Origin of the sequence: Nocardia coffeae, from assembly GCF_019890715.1 — a bacterium.
In the GTDB taxonomy this organism is placed as follows: Bacteria; Actinomycetota; Actinomycetes; order Mycobacteriales; family Mycobacteriaceae; genus Nocardia; species Nocardia jiangxiensis.
Genome location: NZ_JAINZY010000001.1, coordinates 372,402 through 394,092, shown reverse-complemented (window position 1 = coordinate 394,092; position 21,691 = coordinate 372,402). Strand labels below are relative to the sequence as shown.

General features: G+C 67.9%; 14 protein-coding genes. 7 read left to right on the top strand and 7 right to left on the bottom strand.

Annotation, left to right across the window (positions count from 1 at the left end):
- Positions 1-58: 58 nt before the first annotated feature.
- On the top strand, positions 59-868 hold the full coding sequence (locus K7711_RS01675) for an S-methyl-5'-thioadenosine phosphorylase (protein WP_222964224.1): 810 nt from the start codon (positions 59-61) through the stop codon (positions 866-868).
- An 87-nt stretch (positions 869-955) separates the two neighbouring features.
- Positions 956-2,116: an NAD-dependent epimerase/dehydratase family protein gene (locus K7711_RS01670; protein WP_222964222.1), complete on the top strand. Its 1,161-nt coding sequence runs from the start codon at positions 956-958 to the stop codon at positions 2,114-2,116.
- A gap of 8 nt (positions 2,117-2,124) precedes the next feature.
- Here K7711_RS01670 and K7711_RS01665 read toward each other — a convergent pair whose 3' ends face one another.
- Positions 2,125-3,165, bottom strand: a complete 1,041-nt coding sequence (locus K7711_RS01665) for a GAF domain-containing protein (protein ID WP_222964220.1) — start codon at positions 3,163-3,165, stop codon at positions 2,125-2,127.
- 393 nt (positions 3,166-3,558) lie between these two features.
- Between K7711_RS01665 and K7711_RS01660 the strand changes: the two genes are divergently transcribed.
- Entirely contained in the window at positions 3,559-4,119 is a 561-nt protein-coding gene (locus K7711_RS01660) for an NADPH-dependent FMN reductase (RefSeq protein WP_222964218.1), read from the top strand.
- Between the two features lie 133 nt (positions 4,120-4,252).
- Positions 4,253-4,993 carry an SDR family oxidoreductase gene (locus tag K7711_RS01655; RefSeq protein WP_222964216.1) on the top strand — a complete coding sequence of 247 codons (741 nt, stop codon included), beginning with the start codon at positions 4,253-4,255 and terminating at the stop codon, positions 4,991-4,993.
- 8 nt (positions 4,994-5,001) lie between these two features.
- Here K7711_RS01655 and eccE read toward each other — a convergent pair whose 3' ends face one another.
- A complete protein-coding gene (gene eccE / locus K7711_RS01650; RefSeq protein WP_222964214.1) occupies positions 5,002-6,663 on the bottom strand; it encodes a type VII secretion protein EccE in 1,662 nt (553 codons plus the stop codon).
- A 111-nt stretch (positions 6,664-6,774) separates the two neighbouring features.
- Here eccE and eccB point away from each other — a divergent pair, with 111 nt between their 5' ends.
- Complete coding sequence (eccB, locus tag K7711_RS01645; RefSeq protein WP_222964212.1) at positions 6,775-8,262, top strand: type VII secretion protein EccB; 1,488 nt, start codon at positions 6,775-6,777, stop codon at positions 8,260-8,262.
- 198 nt (positions 8,263-8,460) lie between these two features.
- Here the strand turns inward: eccB and K7711_RS01640 are convergent, their stop codons facing one another.
- From K7711_RS01640 to eccD, 3 genes are all read right to left on the bottom strand, one after another.
- Positions 8,461-9,747 (bottom strand): MFS transporter, encoded by a 1,287-nt coding sequence (locus K7711_RS01640; protein WP_222964210.1) that lies wholly within the window; start codon positions 9,745-9,747, stop codon positions 8,461-8,463.
- Positions 9,748-9,927: 180 nt separating this feature from the next.
- The gene (gene mycP, locus K7711_RS01635; protein WP_222964208.1) at positions 9,928-11,346 is read right to left on the bottom strand and encodes a type VII secretion-associated serine protease mycosin; all 1,419 of its coding nucleotides are present in this window, start codon (positions 11,344-11,346) and stop codon (positions 9,928-9,930) included.
- Positions 11,347-11,354: 8 nt separating this feature from the next.
- A complete protein-coding gene (eccD, locus tag K7711_RS01630) occupies positions 11,355-12,821 on the bottom strand; it encodes a type VII secretion integral membrane protein EccD (protein ID WP_235746510.1) in 1,467 nt (488 codons plus the stop codon).
- A 172-nt stretch (positions 12,822-12,993) separates the two neighbouring features.
- On the opposite strand from eccD, the gene eccCa reads away from it, so the two are divergent.
- Together eccCa and K7711_RS01620 are read left to right on the top strand one after the other, a co-directional pair.
- Complete coding sequence (gene eccCa / locus K7711_RS01625; protein WP_222964204.1) at positions 12,994-17,028, top strand: type VII secretion protein EccCa; 4,035 nt, start codon at positions 12,994-12,996, stop codon at positions 17,026-17,028.
- A 152-nt stretch (positions 17,029-17,180) separates the two neighbouring features.
- Positions 17,181-18,473, top strand: a complete 1,293-nt coding sequence (locus tag K7711_RS01620; protein ID WP_235746701.1) for a type VII secretion-associated protein — start codon at positions 17,181-17,183, stop codon at positions 18,471-18,473.
- Positions 18,474-18,516: 43 nt separating this feature from the next.
- Here the strand turns inward: K7711_RS01620 and K7711_RS01615 are convergent, their stop codons facing one another.
- Positions 18,517-20,415 carry an ATP-binding cassette domain-containing protein gene (locus tag K7711_RS01615; RefSeq protein WP_222964199.1) on the bottom strand — a complete coding sequence of 633 codons (1,899 nt, stop codon included), beginning with the start codon at positions 20,413-20,415 and terminating at the stop codon, positions 18,517-18,519.
- 73 nt (positions 20,416-20,488) lie between these two features.
- Entirely contained in the window at positions 20,489-21,643 is a 1,155-nt protein-coding gene (locus K7711_RS01610) for a type III polyketide synthase (protein ID WP_308014574.1), read from the bottom strand.
- Between the last annotated feature and the right edge of the window lie 48 nt (positions 21,644-21,691).

Here is a 21,691-nt window from a genome sequence, read left to right as displayed (position 1 = left end):
TGGGAGTGGTCGCGCCCCGGTTTCCGCGCGGGACCCGGTGGTGCGCGAGAATCGGCGCATGAGTTCGGTTCCCCGGCCCGCGCTGGCCATCATCGGCGGCAGCGGCTTCTACGATTTCTTCGGCGACGACGCGGTGAGCCTCGAGGTCGACACACCCTACGGTGCGCCGAGTGCGCCGATCACCGTCGGGGAGGTCGAGGGGCGGCAGGTCGCATTCCTCCCGCGCCACGGCCGCAAACACGAATTCTCCCCGCACACCGTGCCCTATCAGGCGAATCTGTGGGCGTTGCGCTCGATCGGCGTGCGCCGGGTCCTCGCACCCTGCGCCGTGGGCAGCCTGCGCGCGGACTGGGGCCCCGGGACGGTCGCGGTGCCCGATCAACTCGTCGACCGCACGTCCGGGCGGCCGCAGACCTACTTCGACAACGGCGGAGTCCACGTCTCCTTCGCCGACCCCTACTGCGATGAACTGCGCGGTGCGGCAATCGGATCCGTAGTTCCGGAGCTGCCGCTGCGATCGACCGCGACAATGGTCGTGGTGCAGGGGCCGAGGTTCTCCACCCGTGCCGAGAGCCGCTGGTTCGCCGCGCAGGGCTGGGAACTGGTGAACATGACCGGATTCCCGGAGGCCGTCCTGGCCCGCGAACTCGAAATGTGTTACGCGGCAATCGCCCTGGTGACCGATCTGGATGCCGGGCTGGAGGCGGGCGAAGGCGTCAGCGCGGCGGCGGTTTTCGCCGCGTTCGAGCAGAATCTGGTGCCGTTCAAGGGACTCGTGCGCAACGCGATCGCGGCGGTCGAGGGCACCGACACCTGTGCGCGGTGTCGTGTCCATGCCGGTGTGACGCTGCCGTTCGAACTACCCTGAGGTGATGGGTGCACCGTCGCAGGCTTCGGTTCCGGCGGCGGTCGCGCCGATCTTCCTGCGGGGGATTCGCGGGCCGATGGAGATGACATGCGGGTGATGCTGACCGGGGCTGCGGGATTCATCGGACTGCACGTGCGCAGCACCCTGGCCGACGCCGGACACGAGGTGGTCGCGCTGGACGCGCTGCTCGACACCGTGCACGGGCCCGATCCGACCCCGCCCGAGGGCATCGTGCGCGCGGACATCCGCGATCCGGACGCGCTGGACCCGCTGCTTCGCGGTATCGATGTGGTCGTGCATCTGGCCGCCGCGATTCCGCCGGGATCCTCGGCCGTCGGCGGGTCCGGCTCGTCGATGGGAGTGCAGGGGCCGCCCGGACTGCCGCGGCGGAACACGGGGTCGGAGCCGGGCACGGGCGCGACGAGTGTGGTGCGGCCGGGTGGTCCGAGCGTGCAGCGCGCCCCGATGTACGCCGCGCACAACGACTTCGGCACCGCGGTCCTGCTGGCCGCGATGGAGCGCGCCGGAATCCGGCGGCTGGTGCTCGCCTCCTCGGTGTCGGTGTACGGGGAGGGGCGCTATCGCGGGCTGCGCAGCGGGCCGTTCTTCCCGGGGGTGCGCCGCCGGGGCGATCTGGACCGCGGGATGTTCGACCATCGCGCGCCGCGATCGGGGGAGATCCTGACCTGGGAGCCGGTCGGCGAGGATGCCCCGCTGCGGCCCCGGACCGGTTATGCGGCGAGCAAGGCGGCCCAGGAGAACTACGCGATGGCCTGGGGCGCAGCCACCGGCGCGGGCGTCACGGTGCTGCGGTATCACCACGTGTACGGCGACCCGATGCACGAGAATGCCGCGCTGAGTGCGCATTCCGGAGTCGCGGCGCGGTTTCGCGCGGAACTGGCGGCCGGACGCGCGCCGTACGTGTTCGAGGACGGCGGGCAGGTGCGGGATTTCGTGCACGTCCGCGATATCGCGGCCGCCACCGCCGCGGTGGTGGCGCGCCCGCTGTCCGGATTCGTCCCGCTCAATATCGCCTCCGGCCATCCGATCACGCTGTGGGAAGTGGCCTCGATCATGTCCCGGGCCCGCAGTGGCCCGAATCCCGTGGTGAGCGGACAGTATCGGATCACCGACGCCCGGCATATCGTCGCCGATCCGCAACGTGCCCGTCGCACAGTCGATTTCACCGCTGCGGTGCCTCCCGAACAGGGGCTTGCCGAGTACGCCGCGACCGCCGTGCACCCCTGAACCGGTCGTCAGAGCACCTCGAAACGGACCAGGGCGAAACGGGGCCGGCCCTCGGCGGGGGCGCCGTGCGGCAGGGGACTGATCTCCGCGTCGACCCTCAGCCAGCCGCCGTCCGTGGCGGCCAGGCGCAATCCGGGCAGGGCCTGGTTGAGTTTGCCCGCCCGAACGTTGTTGCGGGCGGCGCGAATCCGTTCGAGATCGTCCGGATGGGGCAGCGTGCGTTCCTCGATGTCACCGGACCAGCGCAGGCCGGGAATCGGCCCACTGATCCAGCGCAGCACGCGAACCTGCTCGGTGTCCACGACCGCCAGATACAGCCCCGGATTGGCGTTGACGAGGGTGTCCACCGTCGCGGCCTCGAACGACTTCTGTTGCGGTGGAACGCTGTCGGTGATGTCGACGAGCAGTCCCCGCCAACGCCGCGGATCCTCGTCGTCGCTGCGGGCCGCGGTCATCAGGGTGCGCAGGCCGCCGGGGATGCGGACGGTCATCTCGCCCAGCCAGCGCGCACCCGGCACCGCCTGCGCCATGGTCGCCACCCAGTCGAGCGCGTCGTCGAAACGTTCGACGTATTCGAAGGTCTCGGTCCCCGTCCACACCGTGCGGCCGCGGTCGAAGTCCGGTCCGAGCCCGGTGGAGACGACCTCGAGCCGCCGATCGTCGTTGTTGTACAGATACGGCGCGGCCGAGGTCGGCTCGGTGTCGCCCTCGCCCACCCGGACGTGCACCGCGTACACCCGATCGCCCGGTCCGACGACCGGAATGGCCTGCACTCGCTGCTGTGACCAGGCGTGCCGGGACTTCGGCAGGATCCGCTCGACCGGCTCGCCGGTGGCATGGGCCGCGGCGATCACCGGCAGCACCCGGCCGGGTACCGCGCGCGCCAACGACTTCCACTGTCGCGGTGCGGTGCCCACGGCGACCAGCGACCAGCTCTCGGGCGCACCGAGAGTCTCGATCAGCAGCCAGGCTGTAATTTCTGCCTCCGCTTCGCTCCGGCGGGGCTGAATATTCTGCCTCCGCTTCGCTCCGGCTGGCCGGGGCCCCATTAACCCCGGTCCTTCCCTCTCTCCGCTCCCCCGCTTCGCTCCTCCGCTCCGGTCAGTCCAGGACCGGGGCGGGCCCCGGCCGGGGTTGGCGTTGCCCAGGGATGGGCGGAACTCGGGCGAGTTCGGGTGGCGTGCTGAATCGTCAGATTCCAGTTCGCCCGGTACAGGATCGTCTCTGGTGGTGGTCTCGTTCAAGTCGTTCGGTTGGACGCCGGTTCCCCGGCGGGGTATCAACTGCGGGGACAACCGTGTCGAGGTGTGTGTTTGGCGGTGGTTCGCAGGATCGTCGCGTTGCTCGCAGCGTCCGGTCCGGACATGAGGGCCGGGCTGAATTCGCCACGGTGACGGATTGTTCGGCCGGAGCGCGCGGTGGGTGCGGTTAGGCTCGCTGACATGGATACTCCGCTGCGGCTCGAGGTGATCGTCGCCAGTGTGCGGCAGGGGCGGTTCGCGCCGGTCGTCGCCGACTGGTTTCTGCGGACCGCGCGGGCCGACGACCGGTTCGACGTCGGTGTCATCGATCTGCTGCACACCCCGCTGCCGACGGATCTGTCCGAGACGCCGGAGGTCGAGGCTTTTCGTGAACGCCTCTCCGCCGCAGCGGCTTTCGTCGTGGTGACCTCGGAATACAACCACGGTTACCCGGCCTCGCTGAAGACCGCCCTGGACAGCGCCAAACGCGAATGGCGCGCCAAGCCCATCGGATTCGTCGGGTACGGCGGGATGTCGGGCGGTCTGCGGGCGATCGAACAATTGCGTCAGGTGGTGGCCGAGGTGCACATGGTCTCGATCCGCGAATCGGTCAGCTTCCATCAGGCCAAGCGCGCCTTCGACGCCGACGGCGAGACCCGCGACGGCGCGGCGATCGATGCGGCTCAGCGGCTGTTGCGCCAACTCGCTTGGTGGGCAGGGCATTTGCGGGAGGCGCGGATCGCCGATCCGTATCCGGGCTGATCCGTCGCCGGATCCGCGGCGCACGACTCGGGGCCTTCCGAGGTGCCGGGCCGCCCGTCGCTCAGCTAAACGGACAATTGTCCGGTACGGTCGACATCGTGATCGAACGATTCTCGGACCGGGAGGTATCTCGATGAGTGGACTGGATGGCAAGGTCGTGGCCATCACCGGAGCCAGCAGCGGTATCGGTGCGGCCACCGCTGCGGAACTGGCCGCGCGCGGAGCGGCCGTCGTACTCGGCGCGCGGCGGACCGATCGGCTCGAGGAGTCGGTGACGCGCATCCGGGCCGCGGGCGGGCGTGCGGAGATGGTCGCGGTCGACGTCACGCAGCGGGCCGATCTGGAAGACCTGGTGGCGGCGGCGGTGCACGGCTTCGGCCGCCTCGACGTGCTGGTGAGCAATGCCGGCATCGCCCGGATCGCACCGATGCAGGCCCTGGACCTCGACGACTGGGACGCCATGATCGACGTCAACCTGCGTGGTGTCCTGCACGGTATCGCCGCGGCACTGCCGGTCTTCCGCGATCAGGGCCGCGGACATTTCGTCACCACCATCTCGACATCCGGACTCAAGATCGTGCCGACCCAGGCGGTCTACGCGGGAACCAAGAACGCCGTGCGCACGCTGCTGGAGGCACTGCGCCAGGAATCCACCGACGGCGTCCTGCGCACGACGTCGATCTCGCCGGGCTTCGTCCGCACCGAACTCGTGGACTACATCGACGATTCCGAACAGCGCGGACAGGCGCAGGAGACGATGGCGGCACTGGGCATCGGCCCCGACGCGGTGGCGCGCGCGATCGCCTTCGCCATCGAACAGCCCGACGATGTGGAGATCGGCGACATCACCCTGCGGCCCACCCGGCAGGGCTGAGCGCCCGGCTACCCTCGGGCCGCGGCCCGGCGCTGCTGTTGTTGCTGCTGACCGCGGGGTGAGCCGATATAGGTGGACTCGCGTGGAATCGAGACCAGGCTCAGATCGACCTGGGTGGTGCCGGTGCGCAGCAGGACGTGGTTGCCGATCGCGCCGGGCTGGTGGATCTGCAGATCGGGCTTGGTGGCGGGCCAGCCCATCGGATCGCCGGTCACGTAGATGGTGGTCACACCGGCGTGCGGTGCGGGGGCGAGCACGCCGTCCACGACCGCGGCGGTGAACGACGCATCGCTCTGGTGGGTCTCCACCGCGATGGTGAGACGTTCCGGATTGCCGATGGTGCTGACCAGTTGCTCCCACGCGCCCGGCCGGTCGGTGCGGATCAGGATGCGCTCGCCGACCGCCAGCGCGCGGAAGACCAACTGCTGTGCCAGATACAGCTCACCGGCCACGTAAACCGTCGAAATACCTTGTCCGACAAGGCGGATCGCGACGCCGTTACCCTCGGAGTCGGAGCCGATCAACTGACCGCAGCCCGAGGAGGGCAGATGCAGCGCGTCGATCACATCGATCGGGAACTCCGCCACCGGCACCGTATCGTCGACGTCCGGAATGCCGATCGGGAAGTGCGCCAACAGATTCTGCCGATGCCGCCCGCTCATCGAGACCATGTTCTTGCGCTTGATCTGCTCGGGCATCTCGCGGGCGGTCAGCCGCCAGGCCGCGCCGATGTTGACCGTCTCGGCCGAACTGCCGGGCCGCAGCCGCACCGCGACCGTGGTGCCGCGCGAGGGCGGTACCCACAGCTGGGCGAGCAGATCCGAACCCAGACGCTTGGGATCGACTGCGGCGCCGATGTTCACGCCGTTGCCGAGTTCGGCGTACCGCCAGCGATGGGTCAGGGTGCGCGGGTCGATGCCGGCGCTGATCTGCAGGACCGCCTGCCGGATCTCCGGTGCGGTCAGCACGCGCGAATAGCAGTCCGCATCCTCGAGCGCGCGCACGATCCGCTGCGTGGCCACGGTGACCGCGCGGCAGGCGCCCTCGGTGCCGCCGCCCCGGCGGTCCGCCGCATCCGGGCAGTTCAGCGCGTCGAAACTGATGGCGAGCCACACCGTGCGATGCGCGGTGGCGGGCAGCGGGCCCAGCAGCGATTCGTAGATCGGCCCGGCCGGGGTGCCCGAGCGGCTGCGGTGTCCGTGGCTGATGATGTCGATACCGCTGAGCAGGATGTCGTGCTGGTTCAGGCATTGGGCCAGTTCGGGCATCGGCAGCAGGTGCGAGGCGTGCACGGTGCTGCGGTCGATCCGGGTCAGTCCGCCGCGCGGGGGCAGCACCTCGACCACCGCGACCACCCGGCTGCCCTCCCAGAACAGTCCGAGCGATCGGCCGTCCGGACCACGGAAGTCGACCGTGTCGCCGATCTCGTACTCCCGCTTGGCGGAGAAGCGCCAGATCGTGGCGATCCAGGAGGCGAGCGTGCGCTTGCCGAACGGAATCAGCAGCAGCAGGCCCGCCACGATCGCCGCGCCCAGTGCATACCACCACGGCAGGCGCACGGCCAGCACCACCAGCGCGACCACCAGGCCGAGCAGCTGTGCGGCGAGCAGATTCGACAGCGTGATCCGCCCGAAAAGCGGGCGCCTGTTCGCCCCGCTGGGTTCGGCCATCGTGGTCCCCCATGTACCCGGTGTCGGCCAGATTCGATGGCCGAGCTGAACTGAAGTCCCCGTGAACTGTACTGTGTTCCACGAACGCGAGCACTGTTCGGGGGAGGACTCATGCCTTCAAGACCCACAACCAGGTGGCAGGTAAGCGGATATCGCTTCCTCGTACGCCGCATGGAGCACGCCCTGGTGCGCCGGGATGTGCGAATGTTGCACGACCCCATGCGCTCTCAGTCGCGCGCCTACAGCGTCGGACTCATTCTCGGTGTCGTCGCGCTCGCCGGTTGTGCGGTCCTGGCGCTGCTCAAACCGCAGGGCACGATCGGCAACAGCAAGATTCTGATGGGCAAGGAATCCGGTCAGATCTACGCGGTCATCGACGGAACCGTCCATCCCGCACTGAATCTCGCCTCCGCGCGCTTGGCCGTGGGGGATGCCTCCAGCCCGGCCAGCGTCAAGGAATCGCAGCTGTCCAGCAAGCCGATGGGTGCGCTGATCGGCATTCCGGGTGCGCCGTCGCTGCTGACCTTCGACTCCAGCGGCAACGGCCGGCAGTGGACGGTGTGCGACGAGCTGAAGACCGATGGCACCAACACGCTGACCAGCACGGCCATCGCGGGCGGTCTGACGCTCGGCGACAAGGGTTCCAAGCTCCCGAAGAACAGCGCGCTGCTCGTGCAGGGCAAGGACGGGATCTACCTCATCTACGACAACAAGCGCGCCCGGGTGAGCATGAACGACCGCTCGGTCACCGACGCGCTCGGGATCACCGGTGAGACCCCGCGCCCGATCAGCCAGGGGCTGCTGAACTCGATCCCCGAGGTGCTCTCGATCGTCGCGCCGACCATCACCGATCCGGGTGGCACCTCGGCTCTGGCCGACCACCGCAACGGCGATGTGGTGCAACTCGGCACCGACAACCAGTATTTCGTGGCGCTGGAGAACGGTATTCAGCAGATCTCCCCGTTGACCGCCGACATCATCCGCAACTCGAATCCGACGGCGGGCAACGGACAGATCAGCCCGTACAGCCGCACCCACACTCCGATCGTGAACACCCTTCCGGTGCAGGACTATCCGGACACCGCGCCCAAGATCGTGGAGTCGAAGGACCAGCCGGTCGAGTGCATGTCCTGGAAGCCGCTGAACTCCGCGGACAAGTCCGACGGCAGTATGCACGCCGAACTGTCCCTGGTCACCGGGCATGCGCTGCCGATCCCGGACGGCTCCAAGCCGGTTCGCCTGGCCCAGGCCGACAGCTCGGGCAGTGACAAGGCCGACCAGTTCTACACCACCCCGGGGACCGGAATCCTGGTGCAGACCACCGGAATCGAGCCGGACAGCCAGCGCAAGGACGCCGTGTTCTTCATCTCCGACACCGGTGTGCGCTACGGCCTCAAGGATGCCGACGCGGAGAAGGCGCTCGGGATGGATTCCTCCAAGACCAAATACGAGCCCGCGCCCTGGCCGATCGTCGGCCTGGTGGCTTCCGGCCCGACCCTGTCGCGGCAGGACGCCATGGTCGCGCACGACGGTGTGGCGCCGGATTCCAACCCCGCCAAGACGCTGGTCTCCCCGACCTCGGCGGCAGCGTCGAACTGATCCGAAACGTCTGCGGGGCAACGGATTCCGGATGGGCCGCGGACAACGAACGAGCGCACGGTCGACAGGTGACCGTGCGCTCGTCGTACATCGGGACCATTCAGGTGGCCCGGTCGATCGTGCGAATTACCCTGCCCGGCACAAGGATCCGCGTTCGTCCCGAGGTGCGTGAAGCGGATCGCGCACCCCGGGACGCATTCACGTGGCCGGTATCGGCTCGTTGGGGCCGGTGCCCGCCCCGAACTTGATTCCCTTGGCCTCCTTGCCGACCGCGGTCAATATCGCCACCACGATCAGGACCGGGATGATGGTCACCGCCAGGGCGAACGGATAGCCGTGATGTTGGGCCAGGCGTTCCTGGATGGGCAGATTCAGTGAGGCGAACAGATTGCCGAGCTGATAGGTGACACCGGGATAGAACCCGCGAATGGCGTCCGGTGACATCTCGGTCAGATGCGCCGGGATCACACCCCAGGCGCCCTGCACCATCAGCTGCATGAGGAACGAACCCAGACACAGCATCGCCGCGGTCGTCGAATAGGCGAACAGCGGAACGATCGGCAGACCGAGCACCGCACAGAAGATGATGGTGTACCGGCGGCCGTACCGTTCGGACAGCGAGCCGAACAGCAGACCGCCGATGATGGCGCCGATGTTGTACACCACGGCAATCCATTTCGCGGTGACCGCGCTGATCGCCGCGCCGCCCTGGGCGTGCGGCGCGGACAGGAACGTCGGGTAGACGTCCTGGGTGCCGTGGCTCATCCAGTTGAACGCCGTCATCAGCAGGACCAGGTAGATGAACCGGCGCACGATGATCGGATTGCGGATGATGTCGCGAATCCTGGTCTGGGTCACCTTCATTCGCTCCTGGGTCCGCTCCCACGCTTCGGATTCCTCGGTGCGGGTACGGATGATCAGGATGATCAGCGCCGGGATGATCGACAGTGCGAACAGCCAGCGCCAGGACAACCCCGCCCAGTTGATGACCACCAGCGAAGCCAGTGAGGCGAGCAGATAGCCGAACGAATATCCCTCCTGCAGAAGGCCGGAGAAGAAACCGCGACGTTCGGTGGGGATCTTCTCCATGGCCAGCGCGGCGCCGAGGCCCCATTCACCGCCCATGCCGATGCCGTAGAGCATGCGCAGCACCACCAGCACGGTGAAGTTGGGCGAGAACGCGCACAGGAAGCCGATCACCGAATACATCGATACGTTGGCCATCAGCGGGATTCGTCGTCCCACGCGGTCCGCCCACATCCCGAACAGCAACGCGCCGACCGGTCGCATGATCAACGTGGCCGTGGTCAGGAAGGCGACCTCGGCCTTGCTCATGTGATAGGTGTGCGCGATGTCGGCGTAGACGAACACCACGAGGAAATAGTCGAAGGCGTCCATCGTCCACCCGAGTTGGGCGGCGATGAACGAGTTGCGTTGATCGGCGGTCAGCTTCGGTCTGGGTGCCTTGGGTACGGCGGTGGCCATGTGTATCCCTGCCCTCTTCTCAGGTGTACGACGCGGCCATTCCGCGCGACCGCGCCGTAGCGCATTCTGCAATGTGGGAAGCACCGCGCAACTCGACTTCGCCACGTTCGTTGCGCTTCCGAATGGAAATTTTGGGCCGCGTTGACGAGGACTTGGGGAAAGCTTGGTTCTGGCAACCCGTCAGTCGTGCATGCCGAGCCGGCGGCGAATCGGGAACGATGCCAGATAGCCCAGGATCAGCAGTACCGCGATGACGGCCGTACCGATCAACGCCACGTTGCGGGCGGTGTTGTCCGCGGGCTTCGGCGGCGCGGGGACCGCCATCTGCCAGCTCTGGGCGGAGAACGGATGCTTGGGCGGGATCTGCGTGGGGACCTCGGCGGTCAGCGCGGCGACGGGATCGATCGCGCCGTAGCCGACGTACGGGTTCCAGCCCCCGGCCGGTGCGTGCGCGGTCGCCTCGATGCGCTTGATCACGTCGAATGCGCTCAGGCGCGGGAACTTCGAGCGAACCAGAGCGGCCAGTCCGGCCACATACGGGCTGGCGAAACTCGTTCCGGCCATCTCGGTCTGCTTGCTGCTCTCGATGAACGCGGTCGCGGTGCCCTTGCTGTTGGCCGAGGCGTAGTTGACGTCCAGCGAGGTGATCTTCTCGCCGGGCGCCGCGACTCCGACCCAGGGGCCGGGCACGGTGAACTTCGACGGCGATCCGGTGGCCGGATCGATGGAACCCACCGAGAGCACGTAGTTGTCCCAGCGGGCGGGGGTGACGTTCTCGTTGACCCGGCTCCACATGTCGCCGTCGGGATCAGTCGGATCCAGCACCGGGTTGGTTCCCTTGCAGGCGTCGCTGTTACCGGCCGCCACCACCACGACGACATCCTTCTGCACCGCCGCGTACTGCACCGCCGCGCCGATCTTCGCGTCCGACGGGGTACCCGCGACGCAGTTGACCTCGGAAATGTTGATCACCCGAGCGCCCAGGTCGGCGGCGTGCCGGATGGCGGAGGCCAGGGAGTCCAGATCGCCGTAGCTGTTCTTCTCGATCTGCTCCTGGGTCTGTCCCTGGGACTGGCCCTTGACCTCGAAGTAGTTACTGGTCTGGCGGATGGCGACGATCTTCGCGTCGGGAGCGATACCGGCGAAACCCTGTCCGCTCACCCGGCTGGCGGCGATCAGGCCCGCGACCGCGGTGCCGTGGCCGTCGCAGTCCTGGGTTCCGTCGCCGGTGCTGACGTAATCACCGCCCGCGGACAGATTCCGCAGCCGCGGATTGCGGGCCACCCCGGTATCGATGACCGCGACGGTCTGCCCCGCGCCGGTGGCGAACTTCCACGCCCGGTCCAGGTCCAGCACCCGCTGCGCCTGTGGCACGGTCTCGCCGTCGCCGCCGGGAACGGTGCTCATACACGCGGTGTTCGGCTTCGGCTCGGTGGTCTTGGACGGATGCGGCGTGCCGTCCGCGGGCAGATCGCCCGGATTCACCGCGGGCGGGCGCTCGGCGAAAGCCGTTCCGGCGCCGACCGATACGCTCAGGCCCACTACCGCCGCCGCGGCGACGACGCGAATCACGTTGCGTCCGAATGTCTTCGGGTTCATCGCGCGCCTCAGAGCGAGAGTGAGCGGATGATCGAATACAGATCGGCCACCCAGAATGCCAGCGGCAGAATCGCGGCGACGAATGCGTATTCCAGCAGCTCGACCGCGCGGCGCATGGGCGGGGTCGCGGTCTGGTTGGGGATCACCAGACCACAGATCAGCGCGCCGATCAGCAGGATCATCGCCGCGCCGAATACCGCCAGCGGCTGGGACTGGGTGAAGGCCGCGCCGAGCATCACCGCGAGCAGGATGGCCGCGCCGCCGCCGATCAGCACCACCGCGAGTTCGGCGGAGGTGTAGGTGCGGCTGCGGAACAGCAGCACCACCGCCGCCACCAGCGCCAGTGCGATACCGGGCCAGTACGGGCCGTGGTGGCCGGGATCGCACCCCGCCAGCGTGCCGATCACCGTGACCAGCGTGGTCGCACCGACGATGCCGCCCAGATACATCCGGGCCCGCTCGGACTTTTCGCGCAGCACCTCCATGGTCGGCAGCGCGCGGTGGTCGTCCGGGTCGTCCTCGGTCGGGTCGATCGGGGTGCCGGGGGAGGGGACCGGCGGCAGCGGCAGCTTGGCCAGCAGCATGGATGCCCGCGGGGCGAGCGACAGGGCGCCCAGGGCCAGGATGGCCGCACCGGCTCCGATCGCCCGGGTCGGCTGCGAGACCAGCAGGCCGACCAGCGCACCCACGATCGCGAACAGCGACACCGTGGTCGCGCCGATGAACAGCGCCAGCCCGACGCCGCTGACCCGCCAGGCCAGTACCGCGGTCGCGCCGAACAACACCGAGCCCAGCAGGATGTTCGCCCAGCCGTAGTGGTGATGTTGCAGTGGCACCAGCAGCATGCCCGCGGCGAATGCGGCGGGCAGTGCGCAGCCGCCGACCACGATCGCCGTCGGAATGTCCCCGTACATGCGGCTGAGCACCGTGCCGGCCACGACCAGCAGGATGGTCAGGAATGCCGCGACCGCGCCGGATATCCAGCCGGGCATGGCATTCGGGGCGGCGAGCAGGCCGACGCAGCCGACGATCATGGTCAGCACGGCGATGGCCGAACCGGCGATCCGGGCCATCCGCGGCGACCAGGAGCGGAAGTTGTCGCCGTCGGCGATGGCGACGTTGTACATGATGTCGTCGAACAGCGGCGTCGGCGCGACGTGGTCGGCGCTCTCCAGCATCAGCAGCTCGCCGTCGCGCACCCCCTGCTCGCCCAGGCTCAGTGAATTGGAGAACGGCGGCTGCCCGATGCGGGCCAGAACCCATTCGGCGGGTTGGAATTGTTCGCCGCTGGTATCGAAATCATTGGTCCGGCTGTGCTGGGCGACCATATCCACGACGCTGGGAATGACCAGTGCCACCGGAACATCCACCGGGATCGCCATGTCGACCTGCGTGTGCTTGGCCAGAATCGTGACCCGGGCAAGATCCGGCGCACGGACGATCCCGCGAGTCGAATCATCTTCGATATGGCTCATTCGCGCGTGCGTCACGCTGCCCCCAACTCCGTCTCTACCTGGTGTTTCCGCAAGCGCGCGAGTTGCGATCGCGCGGTTGACCCGTGCAGAATGCTGCCCGAACTGTACGACATGTCGGCCGTGACCTCTACACTGAGGCCGCACCATGCCGCCGAAGGGGGAGCTTCAGTCGATGAGCACAGTCCGTTTCCAGCGCCGCCAGCGCCGGGAGGTTCCGCGTTCTCCCGGTGGTGAGGTCACGCTGCAGCCGCCTCCGGAGATCCCCCGCTCCATACCCGGTGGCCTGCTGGGCAAGCTGATGCCGGTCGTGATGGTCGTCGGCATGGTCGGCATGATGGCCGTCATGTTCACCAAAAGTGGTGGCATAGGGTCGAATCCGACCGCATTGATGTTCCCGATGATGATGGTCTTCTCGATGGTCGGCATGTTCACCCAGGGTGGTGGCAAGGGCCAGAAGGCGGCCGAGGCCAACGAGGACCGCAAGGACTATCTGCGTTATCTCGACCAGGTCCGCAAGGATGTCGACGAGACCGCGCGCCAGCAGCGCGCCGCGGTGGACTGGAGTCATCCCGAACCCGGCCTGGTCTGGATGCTCGCGGGTACCAGCCGCATGTGGGAGCGCCGTCCGGGCGACAAGGACTTCTGCCACGCCCGCATCGGCCTGGGCGGTCAGCGCCTGGCCACGCGTCTGGTGTCGCCGGAGACCGGTCCGGTCGAGGAGCTCGAGCCGATCGCCGCGGTCTCGCTGCGCCGCTTCGTGCGCACCCATTCCACCGTGCCGGACCTGGCCACCGCCATCGCGGTCAAGGGTTTCGCGACCATCCAGCTCAACGGCGACCGCGCCCAGGCGCGGGATATGACGCGCGCGATGTTGTTGCAGCTGTGCATGTTCCAGGCGCCGGATCAGGTGCTGGTCGCAGTGGTGTCCGGTGCGGACACGATCGCCGAGTGGGAGTGGACCAAATGGCTCCCGCACACCCAGCATCCGGAGTCGCAGGACGGCGTCGGGGCCGAGCGCATGGTGTACGGCTCGGTCCGGGAGATGACCGCGGGCCTGAATCCACTGGTGCACAACCGAGTTCGCTACTCGCGTAATCAACCGGCCAATCAGAATCTGACCCATATCGTCGTCGTAGTCGACGGTGGTCTGCTCGAGGCCGAAGAGGATGCGCTGCGCGAATCCGGCTACGAGGGCGTCACCATCATCGACCTGTGCAATTACGCTCCGCGCCTTGCGGTTTCGCGTGGCATCCAGATGGTCGTGGAGAACGGCGAATGCGTCGGCCGCGGCGCCACCGGCAATATGGAGCGTTTCGCGGTGATCGACCGGATCAGCGCGCGCCAGGCCGAGCAGGTGGCCCGCCGTCTCGCGCCGTTCCGGGTGGTGGCCCAGACCGGCGCGGAATCCGCCTCGGACGAGAATGCCGAGGTCATCACGTCCTGGGCGCAGATGCTCGCGCTCGGCGACATCGGCACGTTCAGCCCGGAGAGCCAGTGGAAGCCCCGCTACGGCCGGGAGCGGCTGCGGGTGCCCTTCGGTGTCGGCGCGGACGGGCTGCCGGTCTTCCTGGACATCAAGGAGGCCGCGGAGAACGGTATGGGCCCGCACGGCCTGTGCATCGGCGCGACCGGTTCGGGTAAGTCGGAATTCCTTCGCACCCTTGTGCTCTCGATGCTCGCGCTGCATTCGCCCGATCAGCTGAACCTGGTCCTGGTCGACTTCAAGGGTGGTGCGACCTTCCTCGGACTCGAAGGCGTGCCGCACGTCGCGGCCGTTATCACCAACCTGGAGGAGGAGGCCGACCTGGTCGGCCGTATGCACGACGCCCTCGCCGGTGAGATGACCCGCCGCCAGGAACTGCTGCGCACGGCGGGCAACTTCGCCAACGTCGGTGAGTACGAGAAGGCGCGCGCCGCCGGCGCCGATCTGGATCCGCTGCCCGCGCTGTTCGTCGTGCTCGACGAGTTCTCCGAACTGCTGCAGCAGCATCCGGATTTCGCGGAGTTGTTCGTGATGATCGGTCGTCTGGGCCGTTCGCTGCAGGTGCATCTGCTGCTCGCCTCGCAGCGTCTGGAGGAGGGCAAGCTCAAGGGCCTGGAATCCCACCTGTCCTACCGGATCGGTCTGAAAACCTTCTCCGCCAACGAATCCCGGCAGGTGCTGGGCGTTCCGGACGCGTACAACCTGCCGCCCAGCCCCGGTGGCGGCTATCTGAAGGCCGGTGACGGCGAGATCCGGCGTTTCCAGGCCTCGTACGTCTCGGGCACGTATGTCGGCGGCGGCTCGCAGCGCCAGGTCACCCAGGCCGGCATCCAGGGTGGCGAGATCGATATCCACGCCCGCATGTTCACCGCCGGTCACGTGGATTTCCGTGCCAGCGACCACATTTCGGTGGCGGCCGAGCCGGAACTGATCCAGGAGGCCGTCAAGGGCGAGGACGGGGAGGAGGTCTCCAACCTCGGCATGCTGGTCTCGCGCATCCGCGGGCACGGCCGCACAGCGCACGAGATCTGGCTGCCGCCGCTGGACGAGGCGCCGACCATGGATCAGCTCCTGCCGCGTTCCCTGCTGACCGGCGACATCCCGCAGGTCGCCTCGCTGCGCGTGCCGATCGGCATCGTCGACCGCCCGTACCACCAGCGCCGCGATCCGATGATCGTCGATCTGTCCGGCGTCGGCGGCAACGTGGCCGTGGTCGGTGGTCCGCAGTCGGGTAAGTCGACCGCGCTGCGATCGCTGATCATGTCGATGGCGTTGAGCCACACTGCCGAACAGGTGCAGTTCTACTGCCTGGACTTCGGCGGCGGTACCCTCGTCAGCCTCGAGGGTCTGCCGCACGTCGGATCGGTATCCGCTCGACTCGACGAGGACAAGGTGCGGCGCACCCTGTCCGAGATGCACGGCATCGTGCGTGCGCGCGAGATGCGGTTCCGGCAGCTGGGTATCGAGTCCATGTCGGAATTCCGCCGGTTGCGCGGCACCGATCCGAGTAGCAGCACGGCCGCGGCCGGTGTGCACGAGGACCCGTTCGGTGACGTCTTCCTGGTCATCGATGGTTTCAGCACCATTCGCCAGGACTTCGACTCGCTCGAGCAGGGCATCATGAACCTGGCCGTGCAGGGTCTGTCGTACGGCGTGCACGTGATCATCGCGCTGAACCGGTGGGCCGAGGCCCGCCCGGCGCTCAAGGATCAGATCGGCACCCGTATCGAACTGCGCCTCGGTGATCCGATGGATTCCGATCTGGGCCGCAAGTTCGCCGCCCTGGTCCCGAAGGGCCGTCCCGGTCGCGGTATGACCGCCGAGACCCTGCACATGCTGACCGCGCTGCCGCGTGTGGACAGCGATCCGAATCCGGAGACGGTCAGTACCGGTGTGGCCCAGGCGGTCGCGGCGCTGCAGCAGATGACCCCGGGCCGTCCGGCCCCGCGGGTGCGCATGCTGCCCGAACGGCTCGAGCGTGCGGAACTGCTGCGCCTGTGCGGAAACTGGGCGGGTGAGGCGTCGCAGAAGTGCATGCGGTTCCCCATCGGTATCAACGAATCCGAGCTGGCTCCGGCGTACATCGACTTCAACGTCAGCCCGCACTTCGTCATCGTCGGTGATTCCGAATCGGGTAAGACCACCCTGCTGCGCTCGATCGCGGAGGGCATCATCTCCTCCAACACGCCGGATCAGGCGCGCATCATCATGGGCGACTACCGGCGCAGCATGCTGGGCCTGCTCCCGCAGCAGTACATGGCCGGATACGGTTCCACCGGACCGCAGTTCATGCAGAACATGGCCGATCTGGCCGGTTATGTGGAGAAGCGGACCCCGGGCCCGGACGTCACCCCGCAGCAGTTGCGGGACAGGTCCTGGTGGGATGGTCCGGAGCTGTACGTCCTGATCGACGACTACGATCTGGTCGCCACATCCAGCGGCAACCCGGTTCAGGCCCTGCTCGAAAGTCTCGCGCACGCACGCGATCTCGGTTTCCACGTGATCATCGCCCGGCGTTCGGGCGGCGCCAGCCGCGCGATGTACGAGCCGGTGATCGGGCGCATGAAGGATCTCGGCTCGGCCGGTCTGATCATGAGCGGCAGCCGCGACGAGGGTGTGCTGTGGGGCAATGCCCGTCCGTCGGCCATGCCGGCCGGACGCGGTATCTACGTCACCCGTAACGGCGAGGAACTCATCCAGACCGGATGGATGCCGCTCGTCTGATGGCAACTGTCGACATAGTGTTGACCGACACGCGACTGTGGGCGCGTAGCGAGTCGACACACTGGGATGGCCCGCCTTCGATCGTTCCGGCCAGTGATGGCAGGAGTTTCATTGTCGGAGAACAGCTTCGGCCGCAGTATCCGGCGGTGTCGATGGTTCGGATGGCCGCGGCCGACCGGATCGCCTTCCCACCGACGTTGCCGCCGATGGCCGATGCCTGGGCGGTGACGCTGGGTGCGGTACTGAACAATCTGCAGTTGCCCACGCCCTGCTCGCAACTCACCATCGTGGGCCCCTCGGCCTGGGGACGTCGTCGGCGGGCGGCGCTGGAGACCGCGGCCCGGCGACTGGTGTCGCAGGTGACGGTCGAGCCGCTGGCCCGGCGCGCGGCGTCACTGGGGGTGAGTACCGCTCAGCAGCAGCGGATCGCGGTACTGGAACTCGACCCGCTGTCCACCACCGTCAGCCTGATCGGCCGGTCCGGGCAGGACACCTGGATCGAGGCGTGCGAGTTCGAACCGGCCGTCGGCATGGCCGATGTCGAGGAGGGGCACGGTCTGCCCGGGGTGGTCGGCGTGATCGCCCGGCTGCTCGGCGGACAGGCGCCGACCTATCTGCTCGCCCTCGGCGTGACGGATCGGGGCCTGCTCGACGCGCTGGCCGCGACCCTGGCCGAACAGTGCGGATTCCCGGTCGACGTGCGCCCGCTCGCCGGTGTCGAGTTGATTCGCGGTGTACATCCGGGGATGCCGATGCCCAACGCGCAGGCCGCGCAGCTGTCCACGGCGCAGGGCGCCCGGTCGCCGCAGCCGGAGTTCGATTCCCTGCACGAGCACGCGCTGGCCACCCAGCCGCCGCGACAGGGGCCGAACCGGTTGCTCATCGGCGCTGCCGCGGTGGTCGTGCTGCTGCTCATCGGTGTGGGTGTGACGATCGCGCTGACCCGCTCCGGCTCGTCCCGCACCACGGTCGCCGAATCATCGTCTGCGCCAACGGCTTCGGCCGCCGCGACCAGCGCGTCCCGGCCGACCGCACAGACCTTCGGCCGGATACAGGCACAGATCCCCGCCGGGTGGCACATCGCCTCGCACGTCGGCGACCGCATCGACCTGTCCCCGGATGACGGTGCGCGCCAACGCATCACGCTGATGCAGAAGACGCTCACCTCGGGCGCCGGTCTGAACGACGTCGCGGACACCCTGGACGCGCAGATCAAACGCCGCCCCGCCGGTCAGGTCAGCGACCTGCGTCGCGACGCGGTCTTCGGCGACCGCCCCGGCCTGTCCTACGAGGAATCTCCCGGCGACGGCACCACGGTCCGCTGGCAGATCCTCGTCGACTCCGGCCTGCAGGCCAGCATCGGCTGCCAATACGTTCAGGGTGCCTGGCAGCCCATCGCCGAGATCTGCGAACAGTTCGTCCGCAACCTGCGCATCACCGGATGAGTTGAGCGTGGCCCGCACCGATAGCGGTGCGGGCCACGGTAATTCAGCGGACCGCGGCCTCGCCGGCCGCGGCGGTCGCCTCGACCACCTTGCCGAAATCGAGTTTGACGATCTGATCCGCGTGGTCGAAGTACCGGTCGTCGTGCGTGATGACGATGACGGTCTTGCCGCGACGTTTCAGCCCGGCCAGGATCTCGGTGTAGAACACCTCGCGGAACCGGGGTTCCTGATCGGCCGCCCATTCGTCGAAGACGTAGATCTGCCGATCCTCGAGCAGAGCGGTCAGCAGGGCGAGGCGTTTGCGCTGTCCCTGGGACAGCGCGATGGTGGACAGCCGTCCGTCCTGCACCGTCACCTTGTGCGCGATCTGCAGTTCCTCGAGGTATCCGCGCACCTCCTCGTCGATGCCCGGACGGTCGAAGCCCAGATAGTCCTCGAACAGATGGAAATCGGTGAACACCGCCGAGGCGTTCTGCCGGAACCATTCGATGTTCTCGTGATCGATCCGCTCCTCACCCAGCGAGATCGAACCGGTCCGCGGCACGTACAGACCCGTGATCAGTTTGGCCAGAGTCGATTTGCCACTGCCGTTGCCGCCGATGACGAAGCTGATCTGGCCGGGTTCGAAAACCAGATCCAGCGGGCCGAGTGCGAAGCCCGAGTCGTCGCCGGACTCGTTCGGACCGCCCGGCGGCGGAGCCATCGGCACCGGCCGGTCATCCGGTCGGCCGTGGTGCAACTGCCGACGGCCGTTGACGTCGGGACGACCGCCACCGGGCGGCCGCGCACCGGGCGGCGGCGGAGGGGGTGCACCCGCGGGACGTCCACCCGGCGGCTGCTTCGCTCCGCGACCGGACCCGCCGGGCATCGGCGGCATCCCGGGCGGGGGCGGCGCACCCGGAATCGGCGGCACCGGCGGCGGCGCCTCGGTGCGGTAGCTGTAGCCGACGTTCGTCAGCACCAGCGGTTCCGGTCCCGCGGGCGGGCGCTCGGTGTACGGCAGCGACTCCTCGTCGTGCAACGTCTCCATGGACAGGTTCATGGTGCGGATCTTCGCCAGTGCGACGTCGCCGCGAACCAGGTCCGGGATGCGGTGCATGAAGTTCTGCATCGGCATCGCCAGGAAGGTCGTCACCAGGACGTAGCCGACCATCACATCCAGCGACAGATGCATCGCCGAGGCCAGCACGAACAGGATCACCGCCATCGTGCCGAGCTGGAGCAGTTGCCCGAAGCCCTGTGCCAGCGAGAATTTCGATCCCGCCTCCACATTGCGCGCCCGCACGTCGCGGGCTGAACCGAGCAGGTGCCGATCCATGAAGTCGCGGCGGCGGCCCCGATGCAGCTTGAGTTCCTTGATGCCGAGGGTGACCGCCTGGAACGAGCCCAGCAGCCCGTCCTCGTGCTCGCGCGCGGCCCGGTACAGTCCGCGCACGCGCTTGAGAACCAGTTCGACACAGGCGATTCCGAGCAGCGTGCCCGCGATCGTCACGGCGAAGATCGGACCGGAGACGATCGCGAGGAATACGAAACATCCCACGATGGTCGCCACGTCGACGCAGATGCTCGGAATCGCGGTGACCGCCTCGGACAGCGAGCGCACATCCTCGGTCAGCGTCGCCATGAGGCGGTGGGTACCCAGGCGCTCGAGGTGTTCGAGCGGGGCGGAGACGATTCCTGTGCTCAGGTCCGCGCGCAGCCGGTAGATCGCGTCCTGGGCCAGCCGGATCAGCAGCAGTTGCGACAGCACGCCGCTGACCAGGATGACCACACCGGCCAGCACGAAACTGGTGATGGTGACCGGCGGATGCGGCGGCGGTGACACGACCCCCCGGATCAATGTCACCAGATAGGTGTTCGCCACACCGCAGACCAGCCCGGCGGCGATGACGGCGGTGATCCGCATCCAGGAGATCGAGATCAGAAATCGGAGGAGTTGCATGATGCTGCGTCTTTCGACTCGGGCAGTCGGACGACTCGGGCGGTCGCGTCGACTCGGGCGGGGCCGCGGCGCACTATCGGCGGATGATGTCGAAGATCATTCCCTCGAGGGTGACTCCGGGCGCGAAGGAGAAGGCGACACCGGTCGATATCGGCTTCGTGGTGGATGATCCGGCCCGGACCATCTCCTCCAGGACGAAGATCAGCGAGACGCTGAGCATATTTCCGTACCGGGCCAGGACATCCCAGCTCGGCGCGGCCTGTTCGGCCGAGATGCCCAGCGATCGTGCGGACTCCTCGATGATCTTGGGACCACCCGGGTGGATGGCCCACAGATCCACGTCGGATTTCCGCAATCCGTTGTGCTCCAGGATCTTTCCGATGACCGGATCCACCCCGGTGTAGATGTAGCGGGGCAACTGCTCGGACAGCTCGCAGGTGATGCCGTGATGGTTGACGCCCAGGACGATGCCGTCCTCGGCGTCGTCGAGCAGATGGCTGAAGCTGTCGCGGATCACCACCCGGCCGGGCGCCAGGGGCTGATGCACCTGGCCCGCGCCGATGACGACCGCGCCGCAGCCGTCGCCGAACAGGCTGTGCGTGATCACGTCGTTGATGTCGTCGTCGAACACGGCGTTGACCGAGCTGAGTTCGAGGCAGACGACCAGCGCCTTCTTGTCCGGATGTGCGCGAACGTAATCCACGGCGGTGCGGATGGCGTTCATCGCCGCCGCGCAGCCCATGAAGTTCACCATCACCCGGCCCACCGTGGGGGACAGGCCCAGCCTCTTGACGACCGCGACGTCCACGCCGGGCGCGATGAATCCGGTGCTGGTGGCGAAGACCAGCAGTCCGATCTCCTCGGCCGGGTAGTCCAGACCGGCCACCGCGCGTCCGGCGACGTCGACCGCGAGCGGAACCGCGTGCTGGAAGAACAGATTCATCCGGTCGCGGATGGTCGCGGGCTTGCGGCTGAATTCCAGGAATTCCGGATCGAGCGGGTCGACCGCGAGCTGCCGGGTCCGCACCATCGTCTTGGCGTAGATCCGCGGAATGCGCGCTCGCTGTGCGGGATCGGCGAACAGCGCGGCCACCTGCTCGGCGGAGGCGGCCTGGTCCATGACCCGGCCGGGCGCACCGGTGGCGATGGATTCGATGACGCCCACCGTGGTCGGCGGCGCAGGCGGCAACTGGGCCAGGCCGTGCTCGCCGGTTGCGTCGGGCCGGATCGCTTCGTCCGGGCGTGCGCCCCCCGCATCGAATGTGATACTCACGAA

What these genes read in the sequence shown, in the direction of transcription:
- K7711_RS01675 (WP_222964224.1), top strand. Translation starts at nt 59, where the DNA reads ATGAGTTCGGTTCCCCGGCCCGCGCTGGCCATCATCGGCGGCAGCGGC.
- K7711_RS01670 (WP_222964222.1), top strand. Translation starts at nt 956, where the DNA reads ATGCGGGTGATGCTGACCGGGGCTGCGGGATTCATCGGACTGCACGTG.
- K7711_RS01665 (WP_222964220.1), bottom strand. Translation starts at nt 3,165, where the DNA reads ATGGGGCCCCGGCCAGCCGGAGCGAAGCGGAGGCAGAATATTCAGCCC.
- K7711_RS01660 (WP_222964218.1), top strand. Translation starts at nt 3,559, where the DNA reads ATGGATACTCCGCTGCGGCTCGAGGTGATCGTCGCCAGTGTGCGGCAG.
- K7711_RS01655 (WP_222964216.1), top strand. Translation starts at nt 4,253, where the DNA reads ATGAGTGGACTGGATGGCAAGGTCGTGGCCATCACCGGAGCCAGCAGC.
- eccE (WP_222964214.1), bottom strand. Translation starts at nt 6,663, where the DNA reads ATGGCCGAACCCAGCGGGGCGAACAGGCGCCCGCTTTTCGGGCGGATC.
- eccB (WP_222964212.1), top strand. Translation starts at nt 6,775, where the DNA reads ATGCCTTCAAGACCCACAACCAGGTGGCAGGTAAGCGGATATCGCTTC.
- K7711_RS01640 (WP_222964210.1), bottom strand. Translation starts at nt 9,747, where the DNA reads ATGGCCACCGCCGTACCCAAGGCACCCAGACCGAAGCTGACCGCCGAT.
- mycP (WP_222964208.1), bottom strand. Translation starts at nt 11,346, where the DNA reads ATGAACCCGAAGACATTCGGACGCAACGTGATTCGCGTCGTCGCCGCG.
- eccD (WP_235746510.1), bottom strand. Translation starts at nt 12,821, where the DNA reads ATGAGCCATATCGAAGATGATTCGACTCGCGGGATCGTCCGTGCGCCG.
- eccCa (WP_222964204.1), top strand. Translation starts at nt 12,994, where the DNA reads ATGAGCACAGTCCGTTTCCAGCGCCGCCAGCGCCGGGAGGTTCCGCGT.
- K7711_RS01620 (WP_235746701.1), top strand. Translation starts at nt 17,181, where the DNA reads ATGGTTCGGATGGCCGCGGCCGACCGGATCGCCTTCCCACCGACGTTG.
- K7711_RS01615 (WP_222964199.1), bottom strand. Translation starts at nt 20,415, where the DNA reads ATGCAACTCCTCCGATTTCTGATCTCGATCTCCTGGATGCGGATCACC.